We start from the raw sequence: 26,796 nt of genomic DNA on the forward strand, positions 1-26,796 counted from the left end.
TCTGGTTCCAGCCGGGTTACTTGGCTGTGGTCCAGTCTCGAGAGCCTTCAAGAAGACCTCGAATATTCGTGCCCATCGGCGGTAGTCGCATGGTTGCCGTGCTTGATCGACGGGAGAGAAATGGTTGCTGATCCTCGTTGAGCGGAGTCATATGGTTGCAACACGCCGCGCGACACGCACCATTTCTCTCCCGTCAACATCCCCCGAGATCACTTCCCGAGGACCTTCGGCCCGGACCGCAGCCCGATGCAGCGGCTGGGTCGTGTCGAGGTGAGAATTGCGGTGGCTTCCCTCGTTGGCGTGAGAGAAGTGGTTGCCGACCATGTTGGCGTGAGAGAAGTAGTTGCTGAACCTGATTGGCGTGAGAGAAGTGGTTGCGACGCGTGTCGCGACACGCACCTTTTCTCCCACGCCAACGCTTCAAGATCGCTTTGGAGGTCTCTGAGTCGAACCCCCGGCCGATGACCGGGGACTGTTGCCGACCCCATCGACGGTAGTCAAACGGTTGGGCCTCGTTGACGGTAGTTGAATGGTTGCTGACCTCCGTTGACGGGAGTCAAATGGTGGCAAGACGAGTCGAGACGCCCACCATATGACTCCCGTCAACCTCCCTCAGGATCACTTCCCCGGAGGATCTTTGAACCGGACCACTCGACCCACGCCGCAGCGTGCGCCACAAGCACATTCGTACGTCAAGCGCTACTACGGCACATGCCTATGGCACATCGCCAACTCACGATTCCGACGGCAGGCAGTGTCTTCTGTTACCTACCTTCCCCTTCGGAACCCCAGCCCTTACCGAGTATCGCCGAGCACCGCTCCCTCGCGGCGAGGGTCGGCGCCGCCGGTCCAGCCGTCGGGTGCGCGTTGCAACGCGCTGAGGCCGCTGGACTGGGGAGCCACCGAGACCTGGTGGCCTAGTTCGCGGAGGCGGAGGACGAGGGCGTCGTGGTCGCCGTTGTCGGCGGCGTTGATGGACGGGTGTTCGCCGCCGAGGCCGGTGGTGGGGGTGTTGCCTGCGCCGAAGGAGAGGGCGGAGACGGCTTGCTGCGGGTCCAGGCCCCAATCCAGCATGCTGATCAGGGTTTTCACGACGAACTGGATGATCACCGAGCCGCCGGGGGAGCCTGCGACATGGGTGAGGGCGCCGCGGGTGCCGTCGGGGCCCTTGTCGAAGACGAGGGTGGGGGCCATCGAGCTGCGGGGGCGCTTGTTGGGTTGGATGCGGTTGGCGACGGGGGCGCCGTCGGTGCCGAGCGGGTCGGCGGAGAAGTCGGTGAGCTGGTTGTTCAGCACGAATCCGTCGACGAGGTGGAATGCCCCGAACTCGGATTCCACGGTGGTGGTCATCGCGGCCGCGTTGCCGTACTGGTCGACGACCGAGATGTGGCTGGTGCCGTGCTCCGGCGGCTGCGGGCCGACGCCGAGCGGAACCGGCCCGAAATCGCCGGGCTGGGCGGTGCCCATGCTGCGGTTGCGGTCGATCAGGCCGGACCGCTGCTTCAGGTAGTCCTTGTTCACCAGGGTCTGCGGCGAATTACCTGGCAGCGGAATGAAATCGGTGTCGGCCACGTACTTGTTGCGGTCGGCGTAGGCGAGGCGCTCGGCCTCCGAGATGAGGTGCACCGCCTCGGCTTTCGGTTTGCCGCCGTTGCGTGCGCTGTCGCCGCCGTCTGCGAGGTTGTCCGGTCGCAGCGCGGCCAAGTCGAAGTTCTCGAGGATGCCGAGGGTCGCCGCGACGGTGCTGCCGCCGGACGACGGATTCGGCATGCCGCAGATCTGGTGGTTGCGGTAGTCGGTGCACAGAGCGGTGCGCTTCTTCGCCTGGTAGTTGGCCAGGTCGGCGGTCGTGATGAGGCCGGGGGTGCGGCCGCCGGAGCCTGCGGTCACGGCGGCGACGATGTCCTGCGCGATGGCGCCGGTGTAGAAGGCCTGCGCACCATCGGTGGCGACGGCGCCGAGCACCTTCGCCATCGCGGGGTTGGTGAGCACGGTGTCGGTGGCTTTCGGGGTGCCATCGGGGTTGAGGAAGTACGCCTTCGCCGCGTCGTCGACGGCGAGATTCTTGGCCTGTTCCGCGATCTGCGCCGCGAGCCGCGGACCGATCGGGAACCCCTTGTCGGCGAGTCCGATGGCCGGGTCGAACAGTTCGCGCCAGCTCGTCTTGCCGTGATCGCGGTGCGCCATCTCCAGCATCCGCAGCACGCCTGGGACGCCGATGGACCGGCCGCTGGCCCGCGCGTTCGGCTTCGGCGCGGACTGATCGGTGTCGCTGACCCAGCGCAGATAGTTCTCGGTCGCCGCGGCGGGGGCAACTTCGCGCCCGTCGTAGGCCTCCACCGACTTGGTCGCTGCGTCGTAGTACATCAGGAACGCGCCGCCGCCGATGCCGGAGGACTGCGGCTCCACCAGCCCGAGCATGGTCTGCGCCGTGATGAGCGCGTCGGCTGCGGTGCCGCCGTCGCGCAGCACCTCGCACGCGGCCTTGCTGGCCACCGTGTTCGCGGTGGCGACCGCGAAGGTCTTGGTGCTGGCCTTCGTCATCCCGGACCGATAGCCGGTGGACAGCTCCGGATTGGTGCTGATGTCCTTGGTCTTGCCGCTCGCCTCGGACTGCGTGGCCGCCATCAGCGTCCCGTTCGGCGTCGCCTCGCAGACGCCGACTGCCTTGTCCGCCTCCGACGAACAGGCGGTTGCCATCCCCGCGGTGAGCAGCACGGCCGCCACAACGCTGGTCCAGGTTCCTCGCGAGCGCCTCATGCCAGGGACTCTAACGGTCGGTACCGACAACGGGGGACGGTTTAGCGGACGAGCCGTGCGGCGGGTTTTGTCCGGATCGGCGATGAACGCTCTTGCGCGCCACCGCTTGTCGTCGACCCGCCGGAAAACCCGGGCCGGACCTGGCCGGATGGGGTGCCTGCGCGGCGCGAATTCCGACCGGTGCGCATCCGTCGGTAGGCTGGTCCGGTGACGATCGAGGCGGTGCTGTTCGACTATTCCGGGACCTTGTTTCGACTGGGCGAGAGCCAGGCTTGGGGTGATGGGCTCGTCGCGGCCGACGGCCGCGCCTTCGACTTGGACGAGAAGACCGAGATCCTGCGCAGGATGACCGCGCCGGTCGGCCAGCTCGTCGAGTTCGACGCCGAGGGCCAGCATGCGTGGGAGAACCGTGATCTGGACCCGAAGCTGCATCGGCACGCCTATCTCGAGGTGCTGCGCAAATCCGGCGTGCCCACCGACGACCAGGCCGCCCTCCTCTATGACCACATGGTCGATCCCACCAGCTGGACGCCCTACCCCGACGTCGAAGCGGTGCTGACTTCCCTTGCGGCTCAGGGCTTGCAGATCGCGCTCGTGAGCAACATCGCCTTCGACGTGCGCGCGGCGTTCACCGCCCGCAACTGGGACAGGTACATCGATGCCTTCGCCCTCTCCTTCGAGATCGGCGCGATGAAACCCGACCAACGCATCTTCGCGGCCACCCTCGACAAGCTCGGCGTCGACCCGGAGTCGGCCCTCATGGTGGGCGACAGCGCGGAGGCGGACGGCGGCGCGACTGCCCTCGGCTGCCGATTCGCACTGGTCGACCCGCTACCCACTTGGGAACGCCCCACGGGTTTGATCGACGCGCTACAGGAGCACGGTTTCACGATCGACCGCTGAAACGCAGGGACGAAGTCGCCGCTGGCCGGCCGAACGATGCGGCGGATCCGCCTGATATCCAAGGTCATCCGGCGGCCGTCGGCAAACTCCAGCTCAGCCAGTGGACAGATTCGCTGAATCATCCGATGAGTGCGCCGGTTTCGCGGCACCATGGATTCGCGGCGCGGTGGCGCCATGGATCTGGCCGTGCGATCGGGAGACGTCGTGACAGCGGAGTTATCGGATTGGGATCGGGCACTGGTCACCGAGTTGCTCGGGCGAGCGGCGCTACCTGGACCGGTCCGCGATGCGCGGGATATGGGATTCGGGCTCGGCGCGGTCGGTCTCGCGTATCCGCTGATCATGTGGCTGACGATCGGCGACGCTGCAGGCCTCACCGCGGCGACGCAGTATCTGTTCGGTGTCCCGCTCGGCCTCATTGCGCTGCGTTTCACCCGCCACAGCAGCCGGGTACGCACTGCGGCGCTGGCCGCGGCGCTCGCCCAGGGCGCGATGGGCGTGCTCAGTGGCACGGGTCCGGTTCCGTTCCCACTGTGGGTTGTCGCCTCCCTCTATTCACTGGTCACCTCGTGCGCCATCCTCTACCAGCTGAACCGGTCCGAAGCCATGGCGTGGTTCGACCAACCACGCCTCGCCCACTGAGCAGGCGCACGGGCGGCGATCTTCCTGCGGTGCAGCGTGTTTCGTCGATCCGATGTCGGCCGGGCGCGCTGAACCGGCGAAATCCGACAGGCCCCCAACACCTCGGCGGACCTGTCGGACCTGCTCGTTAGGCTGGATGGGTGGCAGATCCAGCGACGTACCGGCCGAAGCCGGGCACGATTCCCGTAGAACCAGGGGTGTACAAGTTCCGGGACGCGCACCGGCAGGTCATCTATGTCGGGAAGGCGAAGAGCCTGCGCAGCAGGCTGAACTCGTACTTCGCCGACGTCGCTTCGCTGCATCCGCGGACGCGGCAGATGGTCACCACGGCGGCGAGCGTCGAGTGGACGGTGGTGTCCACCGAGGTCGAGGCGCTGCAGCTCGAATACAACTGGATCAAGGAATTCGATCCGCGGTTCAATGTCCGCTACCGCGACGACAAGTCGTACCCGGTGCTCGCGGTGACGTTGAACGAGGAGTTCCCCCGCCTGTTCGTCTACCGCGGCGCGCGCAAGAAGGGCGTGCGGTACTTCGGCCCGTACGCGCACGCCTGGGCGATCCGGGAAACCCTGGACCTGCTGCTGCGCGTGTTCCCCGCTCGCACTTGCTCGAACGGAGTGTTCAAGCGGCACAACCAGATCGGGCGCCCCTGCCTGCTCGGCTACATCGACAAGTGTTCGGCGCCGTGCATCGGCAGGGTCAGCGCCGCGGAGCACCGCAGGATCGTCGAGGACTTCTGCGACTTCCTGGCAGGCCGCACCGACCGCATGGTGCGGCAGCTGGAACGCAGGATGCAGGACGCCGCCGAGGACCTGGACTTCGAGAACGCCGCCAGGTTGCGCGACGACGTGCAGGCGTTGCGTCGCGCGCTGGAGAAGCAGGCGGTGGTGCTCGGTACCGGCACAGACGCCGACGTGATCGCCTTCGCCACCGACGAGCTGGAGGCCGCGGTGCAGATCTTCCACGTGCGCGACGGCCGGGTCCGCGGCCAGCGCGGCTGGGTGGTGGACAAGTCGGGTGACGCCCTCGACCTGGTTCGGTCGAGCCGGGAGGAGGCAGCTGGCGGCGCCTCGGAGGGCGCCGAGCCGGATCGCGACACGCCCGAGGCGGGCAGCGAACTGGCCGTACTCGTCGAGCAGTTCCTCACCCAGTTCTACGGCGAGCAGGTGGCCGCCGCCGAGTTGGGCGAGGGCGAACAGCCCGCCACCGTGGTGCCGAGGGAGGTGCTCGTTCCCGCGCTGCCCGCCAACGTCGAGCAGATCCAGGAGTGGCTGTCGAATCTGCGCGGTTCGACGGTGCACCTGCGAGTACCGCAGCGCGGCGACAAGAAGGCGCTGGCCGAAACCGTGCAACGCAACGCGATGGAGGCACTGCAGCAGCACAAACTCAAGCGCGCGGGCGACCTCACCTCCAGATCGGCTGCGCTGCAAGCCATTCAGGACGCACTCGACCTCGACTCGGCCCCGCTGCGGATCGAATGCGTCGACATCAGCCACGTGCAGGGCACCGACGTGGTCGCCTCGCTGGTTGTCTTCGAGGACGGTCTGCCGCGCAAATCCGAGTACCGCCACTACGCGATCAAGGAGGCCGCGGGCGACGGCCGCTCCGACGACGTCGGCAGCATTCGCGAGGTCACCCGGCGACGGTTCTACAAGCTGCAAAAAGAACGCGACCTCATGGCGAGCGCGGATCAAGCCGAGAACGACAGCGCCGATGTTGTCGAAATCGGCGATACCGCACTGGAACTCAACACCCGCCCCGGCATCGACCCGCAGACCGGTCGCCCGCGCAAGTTCTCCTACCCGCCGAACCTGTACGTCGTCGACGGCGGCGCACCTCAGGTCGCGGCCGCCGCCGAGGTGCTCGACGAGCTCGGCATCACCGATGTCGCGGTGATCGGCCTCGCCAAACGGCTCGAAGAGGTGTGGGTGCCGGGGGAGAGCGACCCGGTGATCATGCCCCGCAACAGCGAGGCGCTGTTCCTGCTGCAACGGGTGCGCGACGAGGCGCACCGATTCGCGATCACCTTCCATCGCAGCAAACGGTCGCGCCGGATGACCGCGTCCGCGCTGGACTCGGTGCCCGGCCTCGGGGCGGCGCGCCGGACCGCGTTGGTGACTCACTTCGGTTCGGTGGCCAAACTCAAGCAGGCAACGGTGGAGGAAATCACCGAGGTCCCCGGCATCGGGCTGGCGACCGCCAAGGCGGTGCTCGCCGCGCTGCAATCGGAATAGTCGCTCGACCACCACACCGGAAGTTTCGGTTTCGCGTACGTTGTGTGTCTGCGCCCGATACCGGAACCGGTGCGGGATGATTCGAGAGGTACCCAAGAGACGGATCCGGTAGGACATGACACGCGTCGAATCGAACAACACTGCGGGCACACCGCGACAGACCGCGGAGCAGGCCAGCCCCGCGAGCGCTGTCCCAGCGGTGAACCCGCAGGTAGAAGTCGTGATCGTGACCGGGCTATCCGGCGCGGGCCGCGGCACCGCCGCCCGCGTACTCGAAGATCTCGGCTGGTATGTCACCGACAACCTGCCGCCGGAGCTGATCGGCAGGATGGTCGAACTCGGCGCCTCCGCCGAACCGCCGATCCGCAGCCTCGCCCTGGTGATGGACGTGCGCAGCCGGTTCTTCACCGGCGATCTCTCGGTGGTCACCGAACAGTTGCGGAAGCTCGGCATCCAGACCAGGGTGCTGTTTCTCGAAGCATCCGACGAGGTACTGATCCGTCGGTTCGGCTTCGCCAGGCGCCGTCATCCGCTGCAGAGCGAGAGCAGGGACGGCACGCTCTCGGCGGGTATCGCCGCCGAACGGATTCGGCTCTCCGCTGTGAAGAGCGCCGCCGACCTGGTCATCGACACCACCGAACTGTCCATCCACCAGCTGCACCGCAAGCTGGAGGAGGCGTATGGTGGCGGCGCGCCGAGCGCGCTGCAGCTGACCGTGCAGTCTTTCGGCTTCAAGCACGGGGTTCCACTGGACGCCGACATGGTGTTGGATGTGCGTTTTCTACCTAATCCACATTGGATTCCAGAATTGCGGGACCACACTGGTCAGGAACCAGTGGTGAGCGAGTATGTGCTGTCGCGCCCCGGCGCAGGCGATTATCTACGTACCTGCCACCACCTGGTCGATCTGACGATGAACGGTTACCGCCAAGAGGGGAAGCGATACATGACGGTCGCAGTGGGCTGCACCGGAGGCAGGCACCGCAGCGTGGCGATAGCCGAGGCTCTTGGCGAGCTGATGAGCGAGATCACCGGCGGCGCCGAAGGATCCGCCGACGTGGTGCGGGTCGTCCATCGGGATCTGGGGCGCGAATGACGGGTTGGGAAACCGATCCCAGCATTGTCGCGCTGGGTGGCGGGCATGGTCTCTACGCGACGCTGACCGCGATCCGGCGACTGACCAGAAAGATCAGTGCGGTCGTCACCGTCGCCGACGACGGCGGATCGTCCGGTCGGCTACGTGCCGAACTCGGCGTGCTACCGCCCGGTGATCTACGCATGGCGCTGGCCGCACTGGCCGCCGACGCCGACGGCGTCTGGACGAAGACCGTGCAGCACCGCTTCGGCGGCACCGGCGCGCTGGCCGGTCATTCGGTCGGCAACCTCATCCTGGCCGGGCTCACCGAGGTCCTCGGCGATCCGGTGGCCGCGCTGGACGAGGTCGCGAAAATGCTGAACATCACCGGCCGGGTACTCCCGATGTCGCCCATCGCGCTCGATATCGAAGCGGATGTGGCTGGGCTGGAAGCAGATCCGCGAGTGAGCCGGTGCATTCGCGGACAGGTCGCCATTGCGACAACACCCGGCAAGGTGCGGCGCGTGCGGTTGATTCCGTCCGATCCGCCCGCGGGCCAGGAGGCCACCTCGGCCATCGAACACGCCGACGTCGTCGTGCTCGGTCCTGGTTCTTGGTTCACCAGCGTCATCCCCCATGTGCTCGTCCCCGAACTCCGAGAGGCGCTCGTGTACACCCGAGCCAGAAAAGTCCTGGTGCTGAACCTAGCCGCCGAACCTGGCGAAACGGCGGGTTTCTCCGCCGAACGGCACCTGCATGTATTGTCCCAGCACGCACCGGAATTCGTGGTCGACGAAGTACTTGTCGATTCCGGGTCCGTGCCCGAAGGTCGCGAGCGAGAACATGTGGCCAGAGCTGCGGAACAGTTGCGGGCGCGAGTAACCTTCTCCGATGTCGCCGAAGCGGGAACGGACCGGCATCACCCCGGAAAGCTTGCCGCCGCACTGGATCAATTGATCCGGCAACCTCGGTCGCAAATGGCAGGGCTTCGAGTCGAGGGACGGCACATGGGTCAGGATGTGCGTTCCGGGTTGGGTGGAAAGGAGCGCGTCTCGTGGCGATGACAGCCGATGTGAAGGACGAGCTGAGCAGGCTCACCGTGTCGCAAGTCAGTTCCCGCAAGGCGGAACTGTCGGCGTTGCTGCGGTTCGCCGGTGGCCTGCACATCGTCGGCGGGCGGGTGATCGTCGAGGCCGAGGTGGACATGGGTTCCATCGCGCGCAGGCTGCGCAGGGAGATCTTCGAGCTATACGGCTATGGCTCCGATGTGCACGTGCTCGGTGCCGGCGGTCTGCGCAAGACCTCCCGGTATGTGGTGCGCGTGTCCAAGGAGGGCGAGGCGCTGGCCCGGCAGACCGGGCTGCTCGATGTGCGTGGTCGTCCGGTGCGCGGGCTGCCTGCACAGGTGGTCGGCGGCAGCATCGCGGACGCCGAAGCCGCTTGGCGCGGAGCATTTCTCGCGCACGGGTCGCTCACCGAGCCGGGCCGTTCCTCCGCGCTCGAGGTGAGCTGCCCGGGTCCGGAGGCGGCGCTCGCGCTGGTCGGCGCGGCCCGCAGGCTCGGCATCACGGCGAAGGCACGTGAGGTGCGCGGCACCGACCGCGTCGTCGTCCGCGACGGCGAGGCGATCGGCGCGCTGCTCACCAGGATGGGCGCGCACGGCACCCGCATCGTCTGGGAGGAGCGCAGGCTGCGCCGCGAAGTGCGGGCCACCGCGAACCGGCTCGCCAACTTCGACGACGCCAACCTGCGCCGTTCGGCCAGGGCCGCAGTCGCCGCGGCCGCCAGGGTGGAGCGCGCGCTGGAGATCCTCAGCGACGATGTGCCCGACCATTTGGCCGCGGCAGGCAAGCTGCGCGTGCAGCATCGCCAGGCCTCGCTGGAGGAGCTCGGCCAGCTCGCCGATCCGCCGATGACGAAAGACGCTGTGGCGGGGCGGATTCGACGGCTGCTTTCGATGGCAGACCGTCGCGCCAAGGAACTCGGTGTCCCTGACACCGAATCCGCAGTCACCGCCGAACTCCTCGACGAGGCGTAGGTACGACCCACCCCCTTCCCGCCAACCGGAAGGGGGAACGATCGAAGTACCGGTAACCCATGCCGGTTGGCTGGATTCGCACTCTTTCCGTGGATCCGCGCTCACTCGGGGTGCCCCAAGGGGGTGCGGATCCACAGAACGGGTGCGGATCCAGACCGGTGCCGAGCGTGGCCTCGAGGTGCCACGCCTGGTCCTGAAGGATTCGTACCCCTTCCGCGGATCCGCACTCCTTCTGGGCCTCCAGAAGGAGTGCGAATCCACCAAAGAGTGCGGATTTCCAGAACCGTGCGAACTGTGCGGGCCGGTGTGGCCGTGGGGCCTGCTGTCGGAGGTGCGCCGCACGAGGGCGGTTGGCAGGATCCGCACCGTTCTGGAGTTGGTCGCCCGATCACTGGGTACTGGTGTAGGTATCGCCCGAGAAGCCACCTGCACCAGTACCCCCTCGACACCAAACCATCGGCGGATGGTGTTCGGCGGGTGGACGGTTCGGACAAATCGGATTGCCAGTAGGGTTGACGCCGGTTCTGTGCTGGTCGGCGGGCCGGGTTGTGAGGAAAGAGACCGGTCGGTGATCAACTTCCCTGGTTACGGTGGTGGAGTGTCACTCGGACGGTTCGCACCCTGGGAACCGGATAACCGCAGCGAGAGCATCAGTTCACAACGGACAGGTGCATGTCGGTGCGGTTACGGTCGGGCACTACTGTTACAAGACATCGGAATGATCCGCTTGAAAGCTGAGGAGCGATAACGTGACTGTCCGGGTTGGTATCAACGGCTTCGGTCGTATCGGACGTAACTTCTTCCGGGCGGTGGAGGCGCTGAAGGCGCAGGGCACCACCGACATCGAGATCGTCGCGGTCAACGACCTCACCGACAACGCGACTCTCGCGACCCTGCTGAAGTACGACTCGATCCTGGGCCGCCTGCCGCAGGATGTCTCGCTGGACGGCGACGACACCATCGTGGTCGGCGACCAGCGCATCAAGGCACTGGCCATCAAGGAGGGCCCGGCGGCCCTGCCGTGGGGTGACCTCGGTGTCGACGTGGTCGTCGAGTCCACCGGCATCTTCACCGACGCGACCAAGGCGAAGGGCCACCTCGCGGCCGGCGCCAAGAAGGTCATCATCTCCGCGCCCGCCAAGGGCGAGGACCTGACCGTCGTCATGGGCGTCAACGACGACAAGTACGACGGCAGCCAGAACATCATCTCCAACGCCTCGTGCACCACCAACTGCCTCGGCCCGCTGGCGAAGGTGCTGAACGACAGCTTCGGCATCGAGCGTGGTCTGATGACCACCATCCACGCCTACACCCAGGACCAGAACCTGCAGGATGCGCCGCACCCCGACCTGCGTCGTGCCCGCGCCGCCGCGCTGAACATCGTGCCGACCGGCACCGGTGCCGCGAAGGCGATCGGCCTCGTGCTCCCCGAACTGCAGGGCAAGCTGGACGGTTACGCGCTGCGCGTTCCGGTCCCGACGGGCTCGGTCACCGACCTCACCGCGACCCTGCGCACCTCGGCCTCGATCGACGAGATCAACGCCGCGTACAAGGCCGCCGCCGAGGGCCCGCTGAAGGGCATCCTCAAGTACAACGTCGACCCGATCGTGTCGAGCGACATCGTCACCGACCCGCACTCGTCGATCTACGACGCGCCGCTGACCAAGGTCATCGACAACCAGGTGAAGGTCGTGTCCTGGTACGACAACGAGTGGGGCTACTCCAACCGTCTCGCCGACCTCATCGGCCTCGTCGGCAAGTCGCTCTGAGGCCATGGCAGTCAAGACACTTCAAGATCTGCTGACCGAGGGTGTCGAAGGTCGGGGCGTGCTCGTGCGCTCCGACCTGAACGTCCCCCTCGACGACAGCGGCCAGATCACCGATCCCGGTCGGATCATCGCGTCGGTGCCTACCATCAAAGCGCTGGTCGAGGCCGGCGCGAAGGTGGTCGTCACGGCGCACCTCGGTCGCCCGAAAGGCGAGCCGGACCCCAAGCTTTCGCTGGCGCCGGTCGCCGCGAAGCTGGCCGAGGAGCTCGGCCGCAACGTGCAGCTCGCCGGTGACGTGGTCGGCCAGGACGCGCTCGCGCGCTCCGAGGGGCTGACCGACGGCGATGTGCTCCTGCTGGAGAACATCCGCTTCGACGCGCGCGAGACCAGCAAGGACGACGCGGACCGGGCCAAGCTCGCGGCCGCGCTGGTCGAGCTGGTCGGCGACGACGGCGCGTTCGTCTCCGACGGTTTCGGTGTAGTGCACCGCAAGCAGGCGTCGGTGTACGACGTGGCCAAGCTGCTGCCGCACTATGCGGGCACGCTGGTCGCCGCCGAGGTCGAGGTGCTCGCGACGTTGACGCAGGATCCCGAGCGGCCGTACGCGGTCGTGCTCGGTGGTTCCAAGGTCTCCGACAAGCTCGCGGTCATCGAGGCGCTCGCCCCGAAGGTCGACACGCTGGTCATCGGTGGCGGAATGTGCTTCACCTTCCTTGCCGCACAGGGCCTTTCGGTCGGCACCTCGCTGCTGCAGGAAGAGATGATCGACACCTGCAAGGACCTGCTCGACCGGTTCGCCGACGTCATCCACCTGCCGCGCGACATCGTGGTGGCCAGCGCCTTCGCCGCCGACGCGGATTCGAAGGTGGTGCCAGCACACGAGATCCCGGACGGCTGGATGGGTCTCGACATCGGCCCCGAGTCGGCCGCCCGCTTCGCGGCGCTGCTCACCGAGGCGAAGACGGTGTTCTGGAACGGCCCGATGGGTGTGTTCGAGTTCGAGAACTTCGCCGCAGGCACTCGAGCGGTGGCCGAGGCCATCGGCACCGCGACCGGTAAGGGCGCGTTCACCGTCGTCGGCGGCGGCGACTCGGCCGCGGCCGTGCGCGCGCTCGGGTTGCCCGAGGACGGTTTCTCGCATATCTCCACCGGCGGCGGCGCGTCGCTGGAATACCTGGAGGGCAAGGAACTTCCGGGCATCGCAGTGCTGGACGATTGAGGAGTGCTACGGCAGTGACTAGGAAGCCGCTCATCGCGGGCAACTGGAAGATGAACCTCAACCATCTCGAGGCCATCGCCCTGGTGCAGAAGATCGCGTTCGCGTTGCCGGAGAAGTACTTCGCCAGGGTCGACGTGTCGGTGTTGCCGCCGTTCACCGATCTGCGCAGTGTGCAGACGCTGGTGGAAGGCGACAAGCTGCTGCTCACCTATGGGGCGCAGGATGTTTCGATGTACGACTCGGGTGCCTACACGGGCGAGATCAGCGGCGCCATGCTGGCCAAGCTCGGTGTCACCTTCGTGACGGTCGGGCATTCGGAGCGGCGCCAGTACCACCACGAGGACGACGCCACCGTGCTCGGCAAGGCCAAGCAGGCGCTCAAGCACGGGATCACGCCGATCGTGTGCATCGGCGAGGGTCTCAACGTCCGCGAGGCGAAGACCCACGTCGAGTACAACATCGAGCAGCTGCGCGGATCGTTGAAAGGCCTGACGGCGGAGGAGATCTCGAAGGTCGTCATCGCCTACGAGCCGGTCTGGGCGATCGGCACCGGCAAGGTCGCGACCCCCGCGGACGCGCAGGAAGTCTGCGGCGCCATCCGCAAAGAGCTGGTCGAGCTGGCCTCGGCGGAGGTCGCGGCGGGTGTCCGCGTGCTCTACGGCGGTTCGGTCAACGCCAAGAACGTCGGTGAGCTCGTCGCGCAGCCGGACATCGACGGTGCGCTGGTCGGCGGCGCCTCGCTGAAGGGTGACGAGTTCGCCACCCTGTCCGCGATCGCTGCGGGCGGCCCACTGCCGTAACAGTTTTCACGCGAAAGGGCCGGGCCTCGCACTAGCGATGCCCGGCCCTTTCGCGTTGGCTGCCGCTTGCTGCACTGTCGTGAGTTCACGTATGAGTCGGGTGCCGCAGTAGCGGTGCCTGGGTCTATTGTGTCTGCACATCGTTCGCCGAGCCGGTATTGCGCGTCTTGTCGTCGATACGCACTTGTGCCGCGAGCGTTACCCGCGTGTGGGGATCTGGCAGTCCCTCGCCCTCGGGGCGCGCGCCGAGTTGTTTTCCGCGCACAGGGATTCGGCACGTTTGTCGACGGGGATGCGCTGGAAGTGTTACTCCGCGCGCGGGATCTGCCTCGTCCTCGGGGCGCGCGTGCCAAGTTGTTCTTCGCGCACAGGGATTCGGCACCGTTTGTCGACGGGATGTGCTGGAAGTGCTACTCCGTGCGGAGGGGGATCTGGCGCTGCCTCGGTGCGGTGCCGAATTTTCTTCGCGCGCGGGGGATTCGGCACATTGTCGACGGGATGGGCTGGGAGTGTTACTCCGCGCGCAGGGTGAGGCCGCTTCCGTTGGCGTTGCGCAGGGTGAGGACGTTGGCGTCGACGGTGGCGGTTACCTTGCCGTCCAAGGCTTTCAGGACCGCCTGCTCGACTTCCATCACTTCGGGGCCGCAGAGCATCTTGGTGGTGCCGATCTGGAAGGTGAGGTCGGCGCCAGCGCCGGTGGCGGTGCCGATCATCCGGTTGCAGCCCGCACTGCCGGAGACCGCGCCGTCTTCGGCGATGGTGAGGGTGGGTTTCACGTCATCGATGGCCTGCGAACGGATTTGGGCGTCCGGGGTGATGAGGCCGGTGACGATCCAGGTGGTGCCCTTGATCGGCTTGTCGGGTTGGGCGACCTTCTTGTCCTGCAGCGTCACCGTCACGTTGTTGCCCTGCAGCGTCAGCATGTCGCCGTCGACCTGCCACGTCGGCTTCGCATCCAGCAGGCCGCTGAGCCACCCGTCGGCGCCCTGCCGGTCGTCGGCACAGGCCATGAGGGTGCTCGACAAGCCGGACACGGTGAGCTTGTTGTTGTCGAAAGTAACTGCGCCGCCGTGAGAATTGCAGCCGGCGTCCGCGCCGATGCGGCCGTCCTTGAAAGTGATGGTCAGCGGTCCGCCGCCGGGGATCGGCGTGCCGTCGACCTTGGTCGAAATGAAGGTGCGGCCCATCGGGACCGGTCCACCACCGGGTATCGGCATGCCGGAGACGGTAGTCGAGGTGGTGGTCGATTTCGAGCCCGAGTCCCCGTCCGAGCAGGCGGCGACGCCGAGAAGTGCGAGGAGAACGACCGGACCGAACCACACCAGTTTGACCGACATGGGGCCGATGCTACCGACGCTGAGCGATCCGGTCCGGTCTCCGGCCGGTCAGACCGGCATGCCGAGCAGGGAGGCCAGGGTCTGCCCGACCGCGTTGGCGAACGCGGCGGCCGCACCGGGATCGAGGATCTGCAACGGCACATCCCGGTTGGTGCAGCCCGGCTTGGCCGGCACGCCGTTGAGTCGGTCGTTGAGCCACAGCGCGGCCGAACCTGCGCCTGACACGGCGGCGATGCCGTGCTCGCTGATGATCTCGCGGGTGTAGTAGACGCTGGCGTTCGGATCCTTGCAGTAGGCGTCGTAGAGGTTGTTGACCGCGTTGATCGGCATCGCCTCGTCCAGTGGCGCCTCGTAGATGTACACCGGGAACTGCGGAGTGCCGCGCCGACCCAGGGTCATCTCGTCCAACAGCGGTTGCAGTTCGGGCGCGGTCATCGGGTCGCCGCCGGGGTAGTTGAACAGTCCTTTGATGTTCACGAACGGGAACGCGGCGAATTGCAGTGCGACGCACTGACCTTCGTGAACCACCCGGACCGCCTTGCCGAGCGGATTCATGTACTGGTCGATGAAGGTGTTGAGTACCGGATATTCCCGTGCCACACCGAACAATCCGCCGAGCACCGCGCCGCCGAAGGTCGAGGTGCCGTTGTTGTAGTCGAGCGACATGCGCAAATCGGCAAGCAGGCCGCCGACCGCGGAGCCGACGATGTTCAGTTCCGGCGCGTAGGTGCGCTGCAGTTCGGCGGCGTGTGCGGTCGGAATGGCGCCGCCGGAGTAGCCCCACAGCGCGGTCCGGGTGGCGGGGCCGTTCAATCCGGCCTGTTCGAAGTTCTCGGCGGCCCGGATGGCGTCCAACGTGATCCTGGCGCCGAGCGGTCCGGCCGCGTACGCCGCGTTCGGGCCTTGATGGTCGGGGACGACCACCGCGTGGCCGAGTTGCAGCATGGCCTGGACCTCGATGAACTCGGCCGAGATCACCGGGTTGGTCGGGTTCGGCAGCGAACCCATCTGCAGGACATAGGACGGCGCGCAGTTCACCGACAACGAGTCCTCGGCGAATTGGAAGGCGACCAGGTTCCGCTCGGGGGTCGGGGAAGGCCGATGCGGGACGATCACGGTGGCGACCGCGGGGATGGCCTCGCCGCGAGTGTTGGTGCTACGGAAGGACACTTGCCATGCCCGCACGTTCAGCGGGATCACGAAGAAGTTGGCGAGGTTGACCTGGCGTGCCGAAAGGATCTCGCCCGGTTCGGCCGCAGCGACTCGGGCCGGGTCGGGGTTGTAGAACCCGGGATCGAGATAGGGCGGGGCTGGCGGCACCGGGAAGGGGAGGGGCGGCGCGACCGGCACCGGCTCCGCATGCGCCGTGGCGACCAGCGCCGGGCACAGTGCCACGGTCAATCCCGCGGCCAGGGTGAGGCATGCCTGCGCGACCAGCTTTCTGGTGCTCCCGGTGGTGCCCATCGTCATCTGGAACTCCTCGACATCTCCGCATCGGCGCGGCTCACGAAAAGAAAGAGAACATTTGCTTCTTAACAGCGGATTGAATGTAGGGCCCGCCTCTTGCTGTGTCAACGGTCACGCAGGCCCGAGTGCTGTGGCGACGGTCACGCCCACCCGATGGGCGGCGGCACCGACCGCACGGGGCAGGATGGTTCGTCATGACCAGGAGCGCAGAACCGGCACGGCCGCGCCGCACCCAACAGGAGCGCCGCGAAGCCACCGTGACCAAGCTGGTCGACGCGACCATCGCCGCGATCGGCGAAGTCGGTTACCAGCGCACCACCGTGCAGGAGATCTGCGGGCGGGCGGGATTGTCCGTCGGCGCGATGTTCCGGCAGTTCGACAGCAGGCTCGACCTGATCGTGCGGACCGCCGAAGAAATCGTCGCGCGGCAGCGCATCGCCTTCACCGCGGTGATGGAACAGCTTGGCGCGCAAGCGAATCCGCTCGACACCGCCCTGCGTTTCCTGCGTGCCGCGCAGTCGGACAACATCACCCACGCGCTGCGCGAGATCTACCTGGCGGCCCGCTCCGACGCCGACCTGCGGGAGCGGATCGCGCCGACGGTCGAAACCTACTACGACGAGATCGTCGCCGCCGTCGAGGACACCGGCATCCTGAATCGGTACCCGCAGCGCCTGCGCGAGCCGATGTTCTTCCTTGTGCTGCATCTGTTTTCGGGACAGGCAGTGGTGCGCGGGGTCTATCAGCGCCCCGAACTGGACGACGCGGTGCTCGCGCTCATCGAGGACATGCTGCAGACCTACGCCGACGCGGTCGACAAGTAGGCCGCGCCCGTGCGGGTATGGACACTGCAGGCGGCGGAGGTGGTCGCCACGGTGCGGTCGACGGGTGTCTACCGGGCCGGCTGGGATCGTGTGCCGCTGAACCTGCGCCCCGCCTACGCGGCGTTGGTGGCCGAGATGGCACGCCGCGGCATCGACTGCGGTTCGGCGCCGCCGGTGTGGTGCTGGCCGGGCCGCGGCCGTCGCCGGTCTGTTGTTCGGCAGACGGCGAATGAACTACTCAGCCTGTACGAATGGGCACAGGGGCGGTGGTTGCTGACGCTCGACGTGCCCGACGATCGCACGCTCACCACGTCGTACTCGCTCTGGAACGATTACCTCGCCTACCAGCTGGGTTCCGATGGTTCGTCGGAGATGGACTGGACTTGTCGAATAGCAGACAAGTGGGACCAATCACAGGTGACAGTGCCTGAGCTGCGCCAGGATTGGATCCTGCGCGCCAGGCTGTACCCACCCGACGCCGACACCGCGGCCCGCATCGAGGCAGACCCGATACTGCTGGCGCGGGCCCGCGCGACAGACCCCGGCGGCGGGCATTAGTATCGTCCGCGTGCACCGGTGCTTTCCGATAACCCCGCCGCCCGCCTCCTGAGCGAGGTGTAGGACTCCGCGCGCCACCTGATCGGTGAGTGCGCCGGTTCGGCATTCCGGAGATCAATATCGGCCCGCGTCCGCGTTCGGTATCAAGGCTTTCCGCAACTCCGGCGTTTCGGTGTGTTCCAGCGTTTCTGGACAACCCATGCACCTCGCTTCCGCGACCCCAACCCTTCTGTCGCAGGAGCGCGAACCCATCATGTCTGTATCCCTGTCCACGGCAGGCCGTTCCGGCCTCGTCTACCTCGTCGGCGCCGGAATGCTCTGGGGCACCGGCGGTTTGCTCGGTACCCTGCTCGGCCGCTCCACCGGCCTCTCACCTGTCGCGGTGGCCGCCTGCCGCCTCGCGGTCGGCGGCTTGTTGCTTGTCGCGCTGTTGGCCGTGACCCGACGGCCGTGGCCGCGAAACCCCGTGGCCTGGCGCAGAATCGGCGCGGTCGCCGGTCTGGCCGCGGCCTTCCAAGCGAGCTATTTCGGTGCGGTCGCCGCGTCCTCGGTCAGCGTCGCGACGTTGATCACGATCGGCGCGTCACCCGTCCTCGTCGCGCTGCTCGAACAAGTCACCGGCCGCCGCGCACTGGACCGGCGCCGAGCCGTGACCATCGGGATCGCCCTCGCCGGTCTGGCTCTCCTGGTCGGCGTGCCCTCCGACGACATGAGCGCCGCCGGACTGCTCGGCGGCGCCGCACTGGCCGTTGCCGCGGCCGCCGCGTTCGCCACGGTCACCGTGCTCAGCGCCCGCCCAGTAGTAGGCCTCGACGCGATGACCACCACCGGCCTCGGCTTCACTGGCGGCGGACTCTTGCTCGCACCACTGGCCGTAACCACCGGGGTGACATTCCACCTGACCGCAGGCGGCATCGCCTTGATCCTGGTGCTCGGCCTGGTCCCGACGGCGATCGCCTACACCCTCTACTTCCGCGGCCTCCCCGACGCAGGCCCAGGCACCGCCGCTGTCCTCGCTCTCCTCGAACCCCTCACCGGCGCAGTGCTCGCCGCCCTCATCCTCGGCGAACGGCTGACCACAACGGGTTTGCTCGGCGGCGGTCTCCTCGTACTCGCCCTGATCCTGACGAGCGCCCAATCGCGCGAGAAGGACACCCTCTAGCCCACGCCACGCACCGTGACCGCTCCGCGCGAAGCCTGTTGTCAGTGAATCGGTTCCGCGCGGACCACCGATCATTCGGCGGCGCGCGAGCGGGACATGGCGGAGCCGTCCGCGGCGTGTCGCTTCCACCGTGTCCCACTCGCGGGAGCGCGTCACGCCGAGAGGGACATCATCGCGGAATCCGCGTGTTGTCAGCGAATCAGTTCCGCGCGGACCAACGATCGGCCCCACCGGCGCCGCACCGGTTCCGGACGCGCCATCGCCGTGCGGTGGTGCATCGGGCGTTCGGGATCACCCGGCCGTTTCAAGATCATGAGGCACTGGTGGCGGCATCGTGCGAGAGGCCACCTGCACCAGTACCTCATGATCTTGAAGTCGTGGCTGGACGACACAAGGGGGGCCCGAGCAGGCGGTCGGCAGGGTGGTGGGGCGGGAAAGCTAAGCTTCGGTAAGTGATTACTGCCGCCCCTGCCGCCGTCTCCACCTGGGCTCCGTTGCGGTCGAAGGTGTATCGCGCCCTGTGGATCGCGCAGCTGGTATCCCAGCTCGGGACGTGGATGCAGACCGTCGGAGCGCAGTGGATTCTGGTCGATGAGCCGAATGCCGCGGTGTTGGTGTCGTTCGTGCAGACCGCGATCACGCTGCCGGTGATGCTGCTGGCGATCCCGTCGGGGGTGATCGCGGATCTGGTCGACCGGCGGTGGCTGCTGCTCTGTGCGCAGTCGTCGATGGCGATCCTCGCCGCGGTGCTCGCGGTGTCGACCGCGACCGGGCACACCACGCCTGCCGTGCTGTTGACGCTGCTGTTCCTGCTCGGCTGCGGGCAGGCGCTCACCGGGCCTGCCTGGCAGGCGATTCAGCCGGAACTCGTTCCGCGCGAACAGATTCCGTCGGCGGCCGCGCTGGGCAGCATGAGCATCAACGTGGGGCGGGCGGTAGGCCCTGCCATCGCGGGCGTGCTGGTCTCGCTGTCGGGGCCGACGCTGGTGTTCACGCTCAACGCGGTGTCGTTCGTCGGCATCGTGGTGGTACTCGCGCTGTGGCGCAGGCCCGCGAAGGATCGGCGGTTGCCAAGCGAACGCCCGTTGGCGGCGTTGCAGGCCGGGACCCGTTTCATCCGCGCGGCGCCCGCGATCCGCCGGGTGCTGCTGCGCTCGATCCTGTTCATCGCGCCGGCCAGCGCGCTGTGGGCGCTGCTCCCGGTGATCGCGCGGGACGAACTCGGACTGTCCTCGTCCGGCTACGGACTGATGCTCGGCGCGCTCGGCCTCGGCGCGGTGCTCGGCGCGATCGGGTTGTCGCGGCTGCGTACGCTGCTGACCCCGACCCAGCGATTGAGCACGGCCGCAGTGCTGTTCGGGGTCGCGACGGCCGCCGCCGCGGTATTGCATGTCGTGCCGATCGTGCTGGTGCTGCTGGTTTTTGCCGGTTTCGCCTGGCTGCTCGCCATGTCGACGATGAACTCGACTATGCAGTTGTTGCTGCCTGCCTGGGTGCGGGCGCGCGGGCTCTCGGTATATCTGCTCGTGTTCATGGGTGGGCAGGCGATCGGCTCGCTGCTGTGGGGACTGGTCGCCGGCGCGGCCGGACCAGTGTTCGCGCTCCTGTGCGCCGCGGCGCTGCTCGCGTGCTGCGCGGTGAGCACGGTGTGGCTGCCGATCAGCCACAACGCGGAGAACCTCGACCAGACACCTTCGGCGTTCTGGCCGGAACCGCAGCTGGCGGTCGAACCCGATCCGGCCGACGGGCCGGTGCTGGTGCTGCGCACTTACGACGTGCCGCCGGAGCATCTCGACGAGTTCACCAGCGCGATGGCGTTCGTCGGCCGGTCGCGGCAACGCACCGGCGCGATGGAGTGGCGGCTGTACCGCGACGTCGGTGTGCTCGACCGCTATGTGGAGGCGTTCGTCGTCCGGTCGTGGGCCGAGCACATGCATCAACACCAGGTTCGGCTCACCGCGCAGGATCAGATCCGCGAGCAGGCGGTGGCGGAGTACACCAACGGCGCGGACCGGATCACCCATCTCGTGGCGATCTCACCGCACTGAATTGTCTGCACCACGGGGCAGGATCGTCTGCACCACGGGGCAGGATCGTCTGCACCACGGGGCAGGATCGTCTGCACCACGGGGCAGGATCGTCTGCTGCACGGGGCAGGATCGTCTGCTGCACGGGGCAGGATCGTCTGCTGCACAGGGGCGGGGTGGTGTGTCGCACCGGGGCCGGGTCGGCGGTTGCACCGGGGCCGGGTCGGCGGTTGCACCGGGGCCGGGTCGGCGGTTGCACCGGGGCCGGGTCGGCGGTTGCACCGGGGCTGAGTTGTCCGTCGCGCAGGGCAGAGTTGTCTGTCGCACAGCGCGCGGTTCGGTTGCCCAGTGACAGTTACCGAGTGCCTGATTCGGTGGGATTCGATCGACCGCATACACTGTCCCGCATGCGGATGTTCCTGGATATCCTCCTGATCGTCACCAGCGTGCTGCTGGTGCTGCTGGTGCTGCTGCACCGCGCCAAGGGTGGAGGTTTGTCCAGCCTTTTTGGTGGTGGTGTGCAGTCGAGCCTGTCCGGCTCGACCGTCGTGGAAAAGAACCTCGACCGTCTCACCATCTTCACCGGCGTCGTCTGGCTGATTGCCATCCTCGGCATTGGTCTGGAGATCAAGTTCGCCTGATCAGGCGGGTCACTACACCGGCCGCGATCGTCGCAGCCGCCAGTACCAGGGCGGCGATGACGAACGCGGCCGGATAACTGTTGCCGATCACCGGCGCCACCACCAACGGACCGAGCATCTGTCCCGCGCCGTAGACGGCGGTGAGCGGTGCCGCCGCGGTGTCATCCGAGAGCTCGCCACCGATCCGCATGGCCAGCATGACGATGCCGAGGAACGTCGCGCCGAATAGCGCCGCCGAAATCACGGCGGGCACCACCGCGGCGGAGACGGCCGGCAGCAATGCCGAAACACATTGCGCCACTAGCGCTATCGGCATGGCCACGGCGGGGGACCAGCGTCGAGCGGCGACGCCCCACAGCACCGTTGCCGGCACGGCGGCCGCACCGACCACCACCCAGATCGCGGAGCCGACCACCGGTCCGCGTTCGTCGCTGACCGCGGCGACCAGGAACGTGCCGATCACGATGTAGCCGAGGCCCTCGAGGAAGTAGGCGACGAGCAGTGCGCGCCACGCACCGGTCGATCGGATGGTGGCCTTCCCGGCGCGCAGGCCCGGCCTGATGTCGAGCCGCCACGCGGGCAGCAGCAACACGGCGGTCAGCACGGCCGACACCAGCCACATGCTCTGCCAGCCGAGAAACGGCCGCACCGCGAGGACGAGCACTCCGGTCAGCGCGATGCCGAAGCCGACGCCGCCGAACGCGATGCCCGCCGCCTCCCGGCTGCTGCCCGGCCTGGCGGCGACGCCCGCGCAGGCGACGAAGATGACGGCACTGGTGACGCCGGCGATCAGGCGCAGCGCGGCCGGGAACAGCGCAGGGGCAGGCACGGCCATCAACAGCTCGCTGAGCACCAGCAGACCGGCGGCGATGCGGAAAGTGTTGCGGCTGTTCAATTCCGGCCAGCGGGTGAGCAGGATGGCGCCGAGCAGGTAGCCCGCGTAGTTGGCGGTCGCGATCATGGCGCCGTCGTGTGCGCTGATCCGGTGCGCGTCCACCATGATGGGCAGCAGCGGTGTGTAGACGAAACGGCCGACGCCCATCGCGGCGGCCAGCCCGGCGGCGGCCGCGAAGGCCGGTGCGAGGCTCTTGCGGGGAGCGGGCGCGAGAGTAGCGGTCACCCCGCGAACGTACGGCCCGTTTCGACGTCTGTTAAATGCTTTCTACGCACCATGTATACGCTTGATGCATGGATATCGAGCTGCGGCATCTGCGGGCGTATGTCGCGCTGTGTGAGGAGGGGAGCTATACCAAGGCCGCGGCCAGCCTGCATCTGAGCCAGCCCGCGCTGACCAGGACCATCCAGCAGTTGGAGCGGATCGTGGAGGGCAGGCTCATCGAGCGCACCTCGCGGCGCTTCGACCTGACGGACGACGGCGCCGAGTTGCTCACCCACGCCCGGCGGATCGTCGCCGACGTGGATGGCGTTGTCGCGCAGCTGCGGTCGCGGGCCACCATCGAAATCGGGTTCGCATGGCTGTTGCCGACTACCTGGCTGGCGGCGACGCGACGTCGTTACGAGGCGCTCGGTGGCCGCATCACGCTGCGTCGAGTCGACGATCCGTTGGCCGCGCTCGAGGCCAGATCGCTCGATATCGCCATCTACCGCAGGGAAACTCGGCTACCGAATCACCTGGCGTCGCGGGTGATCGCGACCGAGCGCCGGGTGCTCGCCGTCGCCGCGAGCTCGCCGTTGGCTGAGGCGACCGGGCTGCGCTGGGCCGACCTGGCAGGCTATCCGCTGGTGGTGAACGTGGTGTCCGGCACCACCGATGCCGGGTCGTGGGATCCGGCGGACCCGCATCGGCCGATCATCACCTGCCAGAATTTCGACGAATGGATCGAACTCGTTGCGGCGGACCGGGGTATCGGGGGCGTGCCCGCATTGGCGCGCAGCCGGGCACCGCATCCCGGTGTGGTGTACGTGGACATTCCGGATGCGCCGCCGTCGCATGTGTACCTGGCGTGGCACGCCAAGCCGACGACTTCGCCTGCGGTGGCACGGTTTCTCGGGGTTGCCTAGGCGTTCATGGAAAGTCGGGACCTCCTGGCCTGCATGGCAATCCGGCTCTTCTGGCTGCGTGGCGATGCGACTCTTCTGGCCCGCGCGCGGTGATGCGGTTCTGCTAGTCCGCGCGCGGGATGCGGCCGTCTACGTCGGTGAACCCGTACTCGTCGGCGAGATCGGCTACCCGCCAGGCGGTTCCGGTGCGGGAGCGGCGGTCGGGGTCGGTGGCCAAGGCGACAACGGCGCGGCCGGGGAAGCGGGGGGATTCGGCGGCGGCGAGGTCGAAGGTGCCTTCGCCGGGCAGCGTGACCAGTCGTTGGCCGCGAGCGTCGGCCGGAACCAGTTGCAGCAGTTCGGTATCCACGATGCCGGGCCAGAGGGAGACCGCGGTGACTGCGGTGTCGGCCAGATTGTGTGCCATGTCCGCGGTGAGGCGATCCACTGCGGTCTTGGCGACGCCGTACACCGCGTTGTGCATATAGCGCTGCGCGCCGGGTGAGGAGATGTTGACGATCAGCCCGCCCGCTTCGATCAGCAGCGGCGCCGCGAAAACGCTTGCCACGTAGTGGGATCGAACGCCGATGTCGAAGGTCTCGTCCCACGCGTCCGGCGGTACCTCCCAGAACGGCTTGCCGAGCCAGCGGGCCGCAGCGGGGGAGTTGTAGACATTGTTCACTAGCACGTCGAGCTTGCCGTGCTCGGCTTTGATCAGCTCGAACAGTCGCCGAACCGCGTCGTCGTCGCGATGGTCGCAGACGAACGGGATGCCGGTGCCGCCCGCGGCGTCGATGGCGGCGGCCGTCTCGTGCACCGTTCCAGGCAGTCGGCCTGGCGTGGCTGAGCGGCCGGTTACGTACACCGTCGCGCCTGCCGCGCCGAGTTCCATGGCGATGCCCTTGCCGATGCCGCGGCTCGCGCCGGTGACCACGGCGATCCGGCCGCCGAGTGCGCTGGGTATTCCGTTCACGACTACGGGACACTACCTTGAAATAGGAACACGTTCTAGATTTTGCGCAGGCCCGGTCGCAGGCGGCCTGGTTACGGACCCCGTGTTGTGGAGGACGCAGTGGAGTTGACCCATCGATTCGTGACGACCAACGGAGTCCGCATGCACGTGGCCGAACAGGGCGCCGGGTACCCGGTGATCTTCTGTCACGGCTTCCCGCACACCTGGTACATCTGGCACCACCAGCTGGCCGCAGTCGCCGCCGCCGGATACCGCGCGATCGCGCCGGATCTGCGCGGCTACGGGCAGACCGATCGGCCGGACGAGGTCGAGGCGTACACGAACCGGGCGGTGATCGGCGATCTGCTCGGCCTGCTCGACGACATCGGCGCCGAGCAGGCGGTGTTCGTCGGCCTCGACTTCGGTGCGGCACTGGTGTGGGAGTTGGCATTACGCGCACCGGAGCGGGTGCGCGGTGTCATCGTGCTGAACAACCCGTACGCGCCGCGCCCGCCGCGCTCCCCGTCGCAGCTGTGGGCCAAGGCCGCCGCGCGACATTTCCTGCACCTGCACTACTTTCAGCAACCCGGCGTCGCCGACGCGGAATTAGGTGCGCGCACAAGGGAGTTCCTGGCCCGGGTGTACTTCTCGCTGAGCGCCGACTACCACTACCTCGACACCTGGCAGTTCCCCGCGGAGGGCACCGGCTACCTCGACGTGCTGCCCGAGGCGCCGCCGCTGCCGTGGCGGTGGCTGACCGAGGACGAATTCGACACCCTGGCGCGGGATTTCGAACGCACCGGGTTCACCGGCGGCCTGAACTGGTATCGCGCGCTCGACCGCAACTGGGAATTGACGGCGGACTACGCCGACGCACTGGTCACCGTGCCCGCCTACTTCATGTACGGCGAGCGCGATCCCGACATGGAGGGCTTCAGCGGCCGCGACCCGCTGACGACGTTGCGCAACTCCGTGCCCGAGCTGCGGGAGGTGACCAAGATCGCGGGCGCCGGGCACCTGGTGCAGCTCGAGCGTGCGGCCGAGGTCGACGCATTGCTCACCGCGCACCTGCGTCACCTCGTGCCGAACCCGTCGGACGTGCCCGCATAGCGCCAAACGCCTTCCGTCGGCGTGCCGTTCGGTGTCGGTGGGTGCCGCTAGTGTTCGATCATGAGTTACAGCCTGAGCATCTACGTCGCCGAACTGGACAGGGTCAGAAGCGCTATCGGCTCGCGGGACGACAAGCTCCGGCGGATGATCGGCGGTCGCTTCAAGGCCCAACTCGCGCACGCCGACGACTGGTTCGCCGACGAGATCGACGCGGGGGCCCCGTCGCGCTTCGACGCGGTGCGCGCCGTGATCGACGGCGGCCCGTTCCAGTCCGAGTACGGCTTCCAATACGCGTACGCCTACCAAACGATCTGCCAGTTCTATGGCCGATTCCTGGACAACCGCTACTTCTCCCCGTTCCGCGGCAGCTGGCTGGAGCAGGTCGACGAGGGTCTCGCCGAGCTCGGCATCAAAGCGATCAGCGTCGCCGACTTCAGGTACCACGCGCTGCCCGCGGCGCTCCCCGCGCCGGACGACTTACCCGGCTACGGCGAGTGGACGCCGGAGCAGTGCGCGGAAGCCTTGGTGCAGTGGGAATCCGCGACCCCGAAGCAGCGGGAGGGCATCGATCACGAGGTCCTCGCGGCCATCGAATCCTGCGTGGAATGGATCCGCGAGGCGCAGGCCAGACCGGGCTGGGGCATCGCGGGCTTCTTCTTCTGAACGCCTAGTTCGGTGGGTTCACAGAGGCCTCGGACTATTCACAGAGGTTGCAGCCCATGTGAATAGTGTGTTGGGTTTGTGGAACCCCGATGGCGGGTGGGGTAGGGGCGCAACCACCGAGCTGGGCTAGCGGTACTCGTTGGGTCGCTTCGGGTAGTCGGTCCAGCGCGGTAGGGGTTGTTGGGAGAGGTGGGCGGTGAGTCGGTCGAGCAGGTACTGCCAGCGCGGGCCGACTGCGCCCGCGTCGGCAGGGCAGAGGTGGCGGCGGATCAGCTCGACGGTGGTGACCACGCCGACCTGGGTCAACCGCAGCTCCAGCACGCAGTCGTCGATGCGGACCGTCAATTGGTGTGGGGCCAGGCAGTGTTCGACGCGCACCGCGACGGGACCGGCGACCGGCCCGTCGAGCGGCGTGATCGTCAGCGCGCCGTCGTCCGCGTCGGCGACCGTGCCGAGCCACGCGGCCAGCTGCTCGCGTTCGGTCGTCGCCGACCACACCGCGAGCAGCGGCTGGTGGAACGAACGCAGGTAGTGCAGGAGAACCAGGTCGTCGCTGGAATCGTGCTCCGGTCGGACCTCGCCGAGCATGGACATCATCGCCGTGTCCCTTCGCC

At 67.5% G+C, this 26,796-nt stretch carries 23 protein-coding genes; 17 read left to right on the plus strand and 6 right to left on the minus strand.

Features of this window, described 5'->3' with window-relative positions; all coding sequences use genetic code 11:
• Nucleotides 1-795: 795 nt before the first annotated feature.
• Nucleotides 796-2,760 carry a gamma-glutamyltransferase family protein gene (locus NA11_RS28645; protein WP_069165139.1) on the minus strand — a complete coding sequence of 655 codons (1,965 nt, stop codon included), beginning with the start codon at nt 2,758-2,760 and terminating at the stop codon, nt 796-798.
• Between the two features lie 207 nt (nt 2,761-2,967).
• Between NA11_RS28645 and NA11_RS28650 the strand changes: the two genes are divergently transcribed.
• From NA11_RS28650 to tpiA, 9 genes are all read left to right on the plus strand, one after another.
• Nucleotides 2,968-3,663: an HAD family hydrolase gene (locus NA11_RS28650; RefSeq protein WP_069165140.1), complete on the plus strand. Its 696-nt coding sequence runs from the start codon at nt 2,968-2,970 to the stop codon at nt 3,661-3,663.
• Nucleotides 3,664-3,867: 204 nt separating this feature from the next.
• Nucleotides 3,868-4,305 carry a hypothetical protein gene (locus NA11_RS28655; RefSeq protein ID WP_141717896.1) on the plus strand — a complete coding sequence of 146 codons (438 nt, stop codon included), beginning with the start codon at nt 3,868-3,870 and terminating at the stop codon, nt 4,303-4,305.
• A 140-nt stretch (nt 4,306-4,445) separates the two neighbouring features.
• A complete protein-coding gene (gene uvrC, locus NA11_RS28660) occupies nt 4,446-6,539 on the plus strand; it encodes an excinuclease ABC subunit UvrC (protein ID WP_069165142.1) in 2,094 nt (697 codons plus the stop codon).
• Between the two features lie 115 nt (nt 6,540-6,654).
• A complete protein-coding gene (gene rapZ / locus NA11_RS28665; RefSeq protein ID WP_084655150.1) occupies nt 6,655-7,635 on the plus strand; it encodes an RNase adapter RapZ in 981 nt (326 codons plus the stop codon).
• Nucleotides 7,632-8,678: a gluconeogenesis factor YvcK family protein gene (locus NA11_RS28670; protein WP_069165143.1), complete on the plus strand. Its 1,047-nt coding sequence runs from the start codon at nt 7,632-7,634 to the stop codon at nt 8,676-8,678. The genes rapZ and NA11_RS28670 overlap by 4 nt, the downstream gene beginning before the upstream one ends.
• Nucleotides 8,669-9,652 (plus strand): DNA-binding protein WhiA, encoded by a 984-nt coding sequence (whiA, locus tag NA11_RS28675; RefSeq protein WP_069165144.1) that lies wholly within the window; start codon nt 8,669-8,671, stop codon nt 9,650-9,652. The genes NA11_RS28670 and whiA overlap by 10 nt, the downstream gene beginning before the upstream one ends.
• A gap of 749 nt (nt 9,653-10,401) precedes the next feature.
• Complete coding sequence (gene gap / locus NA11_RS28680; RefSeq protein WP_069165145.1) at nt 10,402-11,421, plus strand: type I glyceraldehyde-3-phosphate dehydrogenase; 1,020 nt, start codon at nt 10,402-10,404, stop codon at nt 11,419-11,421.
• A gap of 4 nt (nt 11,422-11,425) precedes the next feature.
• The gene (locus NA11_RS28685) at nt 11,426-12,640 is read left to right on the plus strand and encodes a phosphoglycerate kinase (RefSeq protein WP_069165146.1); all 1,215 of its coding nucleotides are present in this window, start codon (nt 11,426-11,428) and stop codon (nt 12,638-12,640) included.
• A 14-nt stretch (nt 12,641-12,654) separates the two neighbouring features.
• Nucleotides 12,655-13,440: a triose-phosphate isomerase gene (gene tpiA, locus NA11_RS28690; RefSeq protein ID WP_069165147.1), complete on the plus strand. Its 786-nt coding sequence runs from the start codon at nt 12,655-12,657 to the stop codon at nt 13,438-13,440.
• Between the two features lie 512 nt (nt 13,441-13,952).
• Here tpiA and NA11_RS28695 read toward each other — a convergent pair.
• Both NA11_RS28695 and NA11_RS28700 read right to left on the minus strand, forming a co-directional pair.
• A complete protein-coding gene (locus tag NA11_RS28695; protein WP_069165148.1) occupies nt 13,953-14,777 on the minus strand; it encodes an META domain-containing protein in 825 nt (274 codons plus the stop codon).
• Nucleotides 14,778-14,825: 48 nt separating this feature from the next.
• Nucleotides 14,826-16,247, minus strand: a complete 1,422-nt coding sequence (locus tag NA11_RS28700; RefSeq protein ID WP_084655151.1) for a lipase family protein — start codon at nt 16,245-16,247, stop codon at nt 14,826-14,828.
• A 191-nt stretch (nt 16,248-16,438) separates the two neighbouring features.
• Between NA11_RS28700 and NA11_RS28705 the strand changes: the two genes are divergently transcribed.
• The 5 genes from NA11_RS28705 (at nt 16,439) to secG (ending at nt 21,456) form a co-directional block, all read left to right on the plus strand.
• Nucleotides 16,439-17,068 carry a TetR/AcrR family transcriptional regulator gene (locus tag NA11_RS28705; RefSeq protein ID WP_069165150.1) on the plus strand — a complete coding sequence of 210 codons (630 nt, stop codon included), beginning with the start codon at nt 16,439-16,441 and terminating at the stop codon, nt 17,066-17,068.
• Nucleotides 17,069-17,077: 9 nt separating this feature from the next.
• Nucleotides 17,078-17,626 carry a DUF3841 domain-containing protein gene (locus NA11_RS28710; protein WP_141717897.1) on the plus strand — a complete coding sequence of 183 codons (549 nt, stop codon included), beginning with the start codon at nt 17,078-17,080 and terminating at the stop codon, nt 17,624-17,626.
• 253 nt (nt 17,627-17,879) lie between these two features.
• Nucleotides 17,880-18,788: a DMT family transporter gene (locus NA11_RS28715; RefSeq protein WP_069165199.1), complete on the plus strand. Its 909-nt coding sequence runs from the start codon at nt 17,880-17,882 to the stop codon at nt 18,786-18,788.
• Nucleotides 18,789-19,240: 452 nt separating this feature from the next.
• Complete coding sequence (locus NA11_RS28720) at nt 19,241-20,836, plus strand: MFS transporter (RefSeq protein WP_069165151.1); 1,596 nt, start codon at nt 19,241-19,243, stop codon at nt 20,834-20,836.
• Between the two features lie 386 nt (nt 20,837-21,222).
• Nucleotides 21,223-21,456 carry a preprotein translocase subunit SecG gene (gene secG, locus NA11_RS28725; protein WP_069165152.1) on the plus strand — a complete coding sequence of 78 codons (234 nt, stop codon included), beginning with the start codon at nt 21,223-21,225 and terminating at the stop codon, nt 21,454-21,456.
• Here the strand turns inward: secG and NA11_RS28730 are convergent.
• Entirely contained in the window at nt 21,443-22,576 is a 1,134-nt protein-coding gene (locus NA11_RS28730; protein ID WP_069165153.1) for a YbfB/YjiJ family MFS transporter, read from the minus strand. The genes secG and NA11_RS28730 overlap by 14 nt on opposite strands.
• 68 nt (nt 22,577-22,644) lie before the next feature.
• Between NA11_RS28730 and NA11_RS28735 the strand changes: the two genes are divergently transcribed.
• Nucleotides 22,645-23,478, plus strand: coding sequence for a LysR family transcriptional regulator (locus NA11_RS28735; RefSeq protein ID WP_069165154.1), 834 nt, complete (start codon nt 22,645-22,647; stop codon nt 23,476-23,478).
• Nucleotides 23,479-23,581: 103 nt separating this feature from the next.
• Here NA11_RS28735 and NA11_RS28740 read toward each other — a convergent pair whose 3' ends face one another.
• Nucleotides 23,582-24,430, minus strand: coding sequence for an SDR family NAD(P)-dependent oxidoreductase (locus tag NA11_RS28740; RefSeq protein WP_069165155.1), 849 nt, complete (start codon nt 24,428-24,430; stop codon nt 23,582-23,584).
• A 120-nt stretch (nt 24,431-24,550) separates the two neighbouring features.
• On the opposite strand from NA11_RS28740, the gene NA11_RS28745 reads away from it, so the two are divergent.
• The gene (locus NA11_RS28745; RefSeq protein ID WP_439957106.1) at nt 24,551-25,519 is read left to right on the plus strand and encodes an alpha/beta hydrolase; all 969 of its coding nucleotides are present in this window, start codon (nt 24,551-24,553) and stop codon (nt 25,517-25,519) included.
• A gap of 60 nt (nt 25,520-25,579) precedes the next feature.
• Nucleotides 25,580-26,182, plus strand: coding sequence for a DUF7691 family protein (locus tag NA11_RS28750; protein WP_069165157.1), 603 nt, complete (start codon nt 25,580-25,582; stop codon nt 26,180-26,182).
• A 126-nt stretch (nt 26,183-26,308) separates the two neighbouring features.
• Here the strand turns inward: NA11_RS28750 and NA11_RS28755 are convergent, their stop codons facing one another.
• Nucleotides 26,309-26,779, minus strand: a complete 471-nt coding sequence (locus tag NA11_RS28755; RefSeq protein ID WP_069165158.1) for an SRPBCC family protein — start codon at nt 26,777-26,779, stop codon at nt 26,309-26,311.
• Nucleotides 26,780-26,796: the final 17 nt, after the last annotated feature.

It is taken from the genome of Nocardia altamirensis NBRC 108246 (assembly GCF_001612685.1).
Taxonomy (GTDB): Bacteria; Actinomycetota; Actinomycetes; order Mycobacteriales; family Mycobacteriaceae; genus Nocardia; species Nocardia altamirensis.

Coding starts and splice junctions, on each gene's coding strand:
- NA11_RS28685 (WP_069165146.1), top strand. CDS start 11,426: ATGGCAGTCAAGACACTTCAAGATCTGCTGACCGAGGGTGTCGAAGGT.
- NA11_RS28735 (WP_069165154.1), top strand. CDS start 22,645: ATGGATATCGAGCTGCGGCATCTGCGGGCGTATGTCGCGCTGTGTGAG.
- NA11_RS28695 (WP_069165148.1), bottom strand. CDS start 14,777: ATGTCGGTCAAACTGGTGTGGTTCGGTCCGGTCGTTCTCCTCGCACTT.
- NA11_RS28645 (WP_069165139.1), bottom strand. CDS start 2,760: ATGAGGCGCTCGCGAGGAACCTGGACCAGCGTTGTGGCGGCCGTGCTG.
- rapZ (WP_084655150.1), top strand. CDS start 6,655: ATGACACGCGTCGAATCGAACAACACTGCGGGCACACCGCGACAGACC.
- NA11_RS28750 (WP_069165157.1), top strand. CDS start 25,580: ATGAGTTACAGCCTGAGCATCTACGTCGCCGAACTGGACAGGGTCAGA.
- NA11_RS28700 (WP_084655151.1), bottom strand. CDS start 16,247: ATGACGATGGGCACCACCGGGAGCACCAGAAAGCTGGTCGCGCAGGCA.
- NA11_RS28670 (WP_069165143.1), top strand. CDS start 7,632: ATGACGGGTTGGGAAACCGATCCCAGCATTGTCGCGCTGGGTGGCGGG.
- NA11_RS28705 (WP_069165150.1), top strand. CDS start 16,439: ATGACCAGGAGCGCAGAACCGGCACGGCCGCGCCGCACCCAACAGGAG.
- NA11_RS28715 (WP_069165199.1), top strand. CDS start 17,880: ATGTCTGTATCCCTGTCCACGGCAGGCCGTTCCGGCCTCGTCTACCTC.
- NA11_RS28755 (WP_069165158.1), bottom strand. CDS start 26,779: ATGATGTCCATGCTCGGCGAGGTCCGACCGGAGCACGATTCCAGCGAC.
- secG (WP_069165152.1), top strand. CDS start 21,223: ATGCGGATGTTCCTGGATATCCTCCTGATCGTCACCAGCGTGCTGCTG.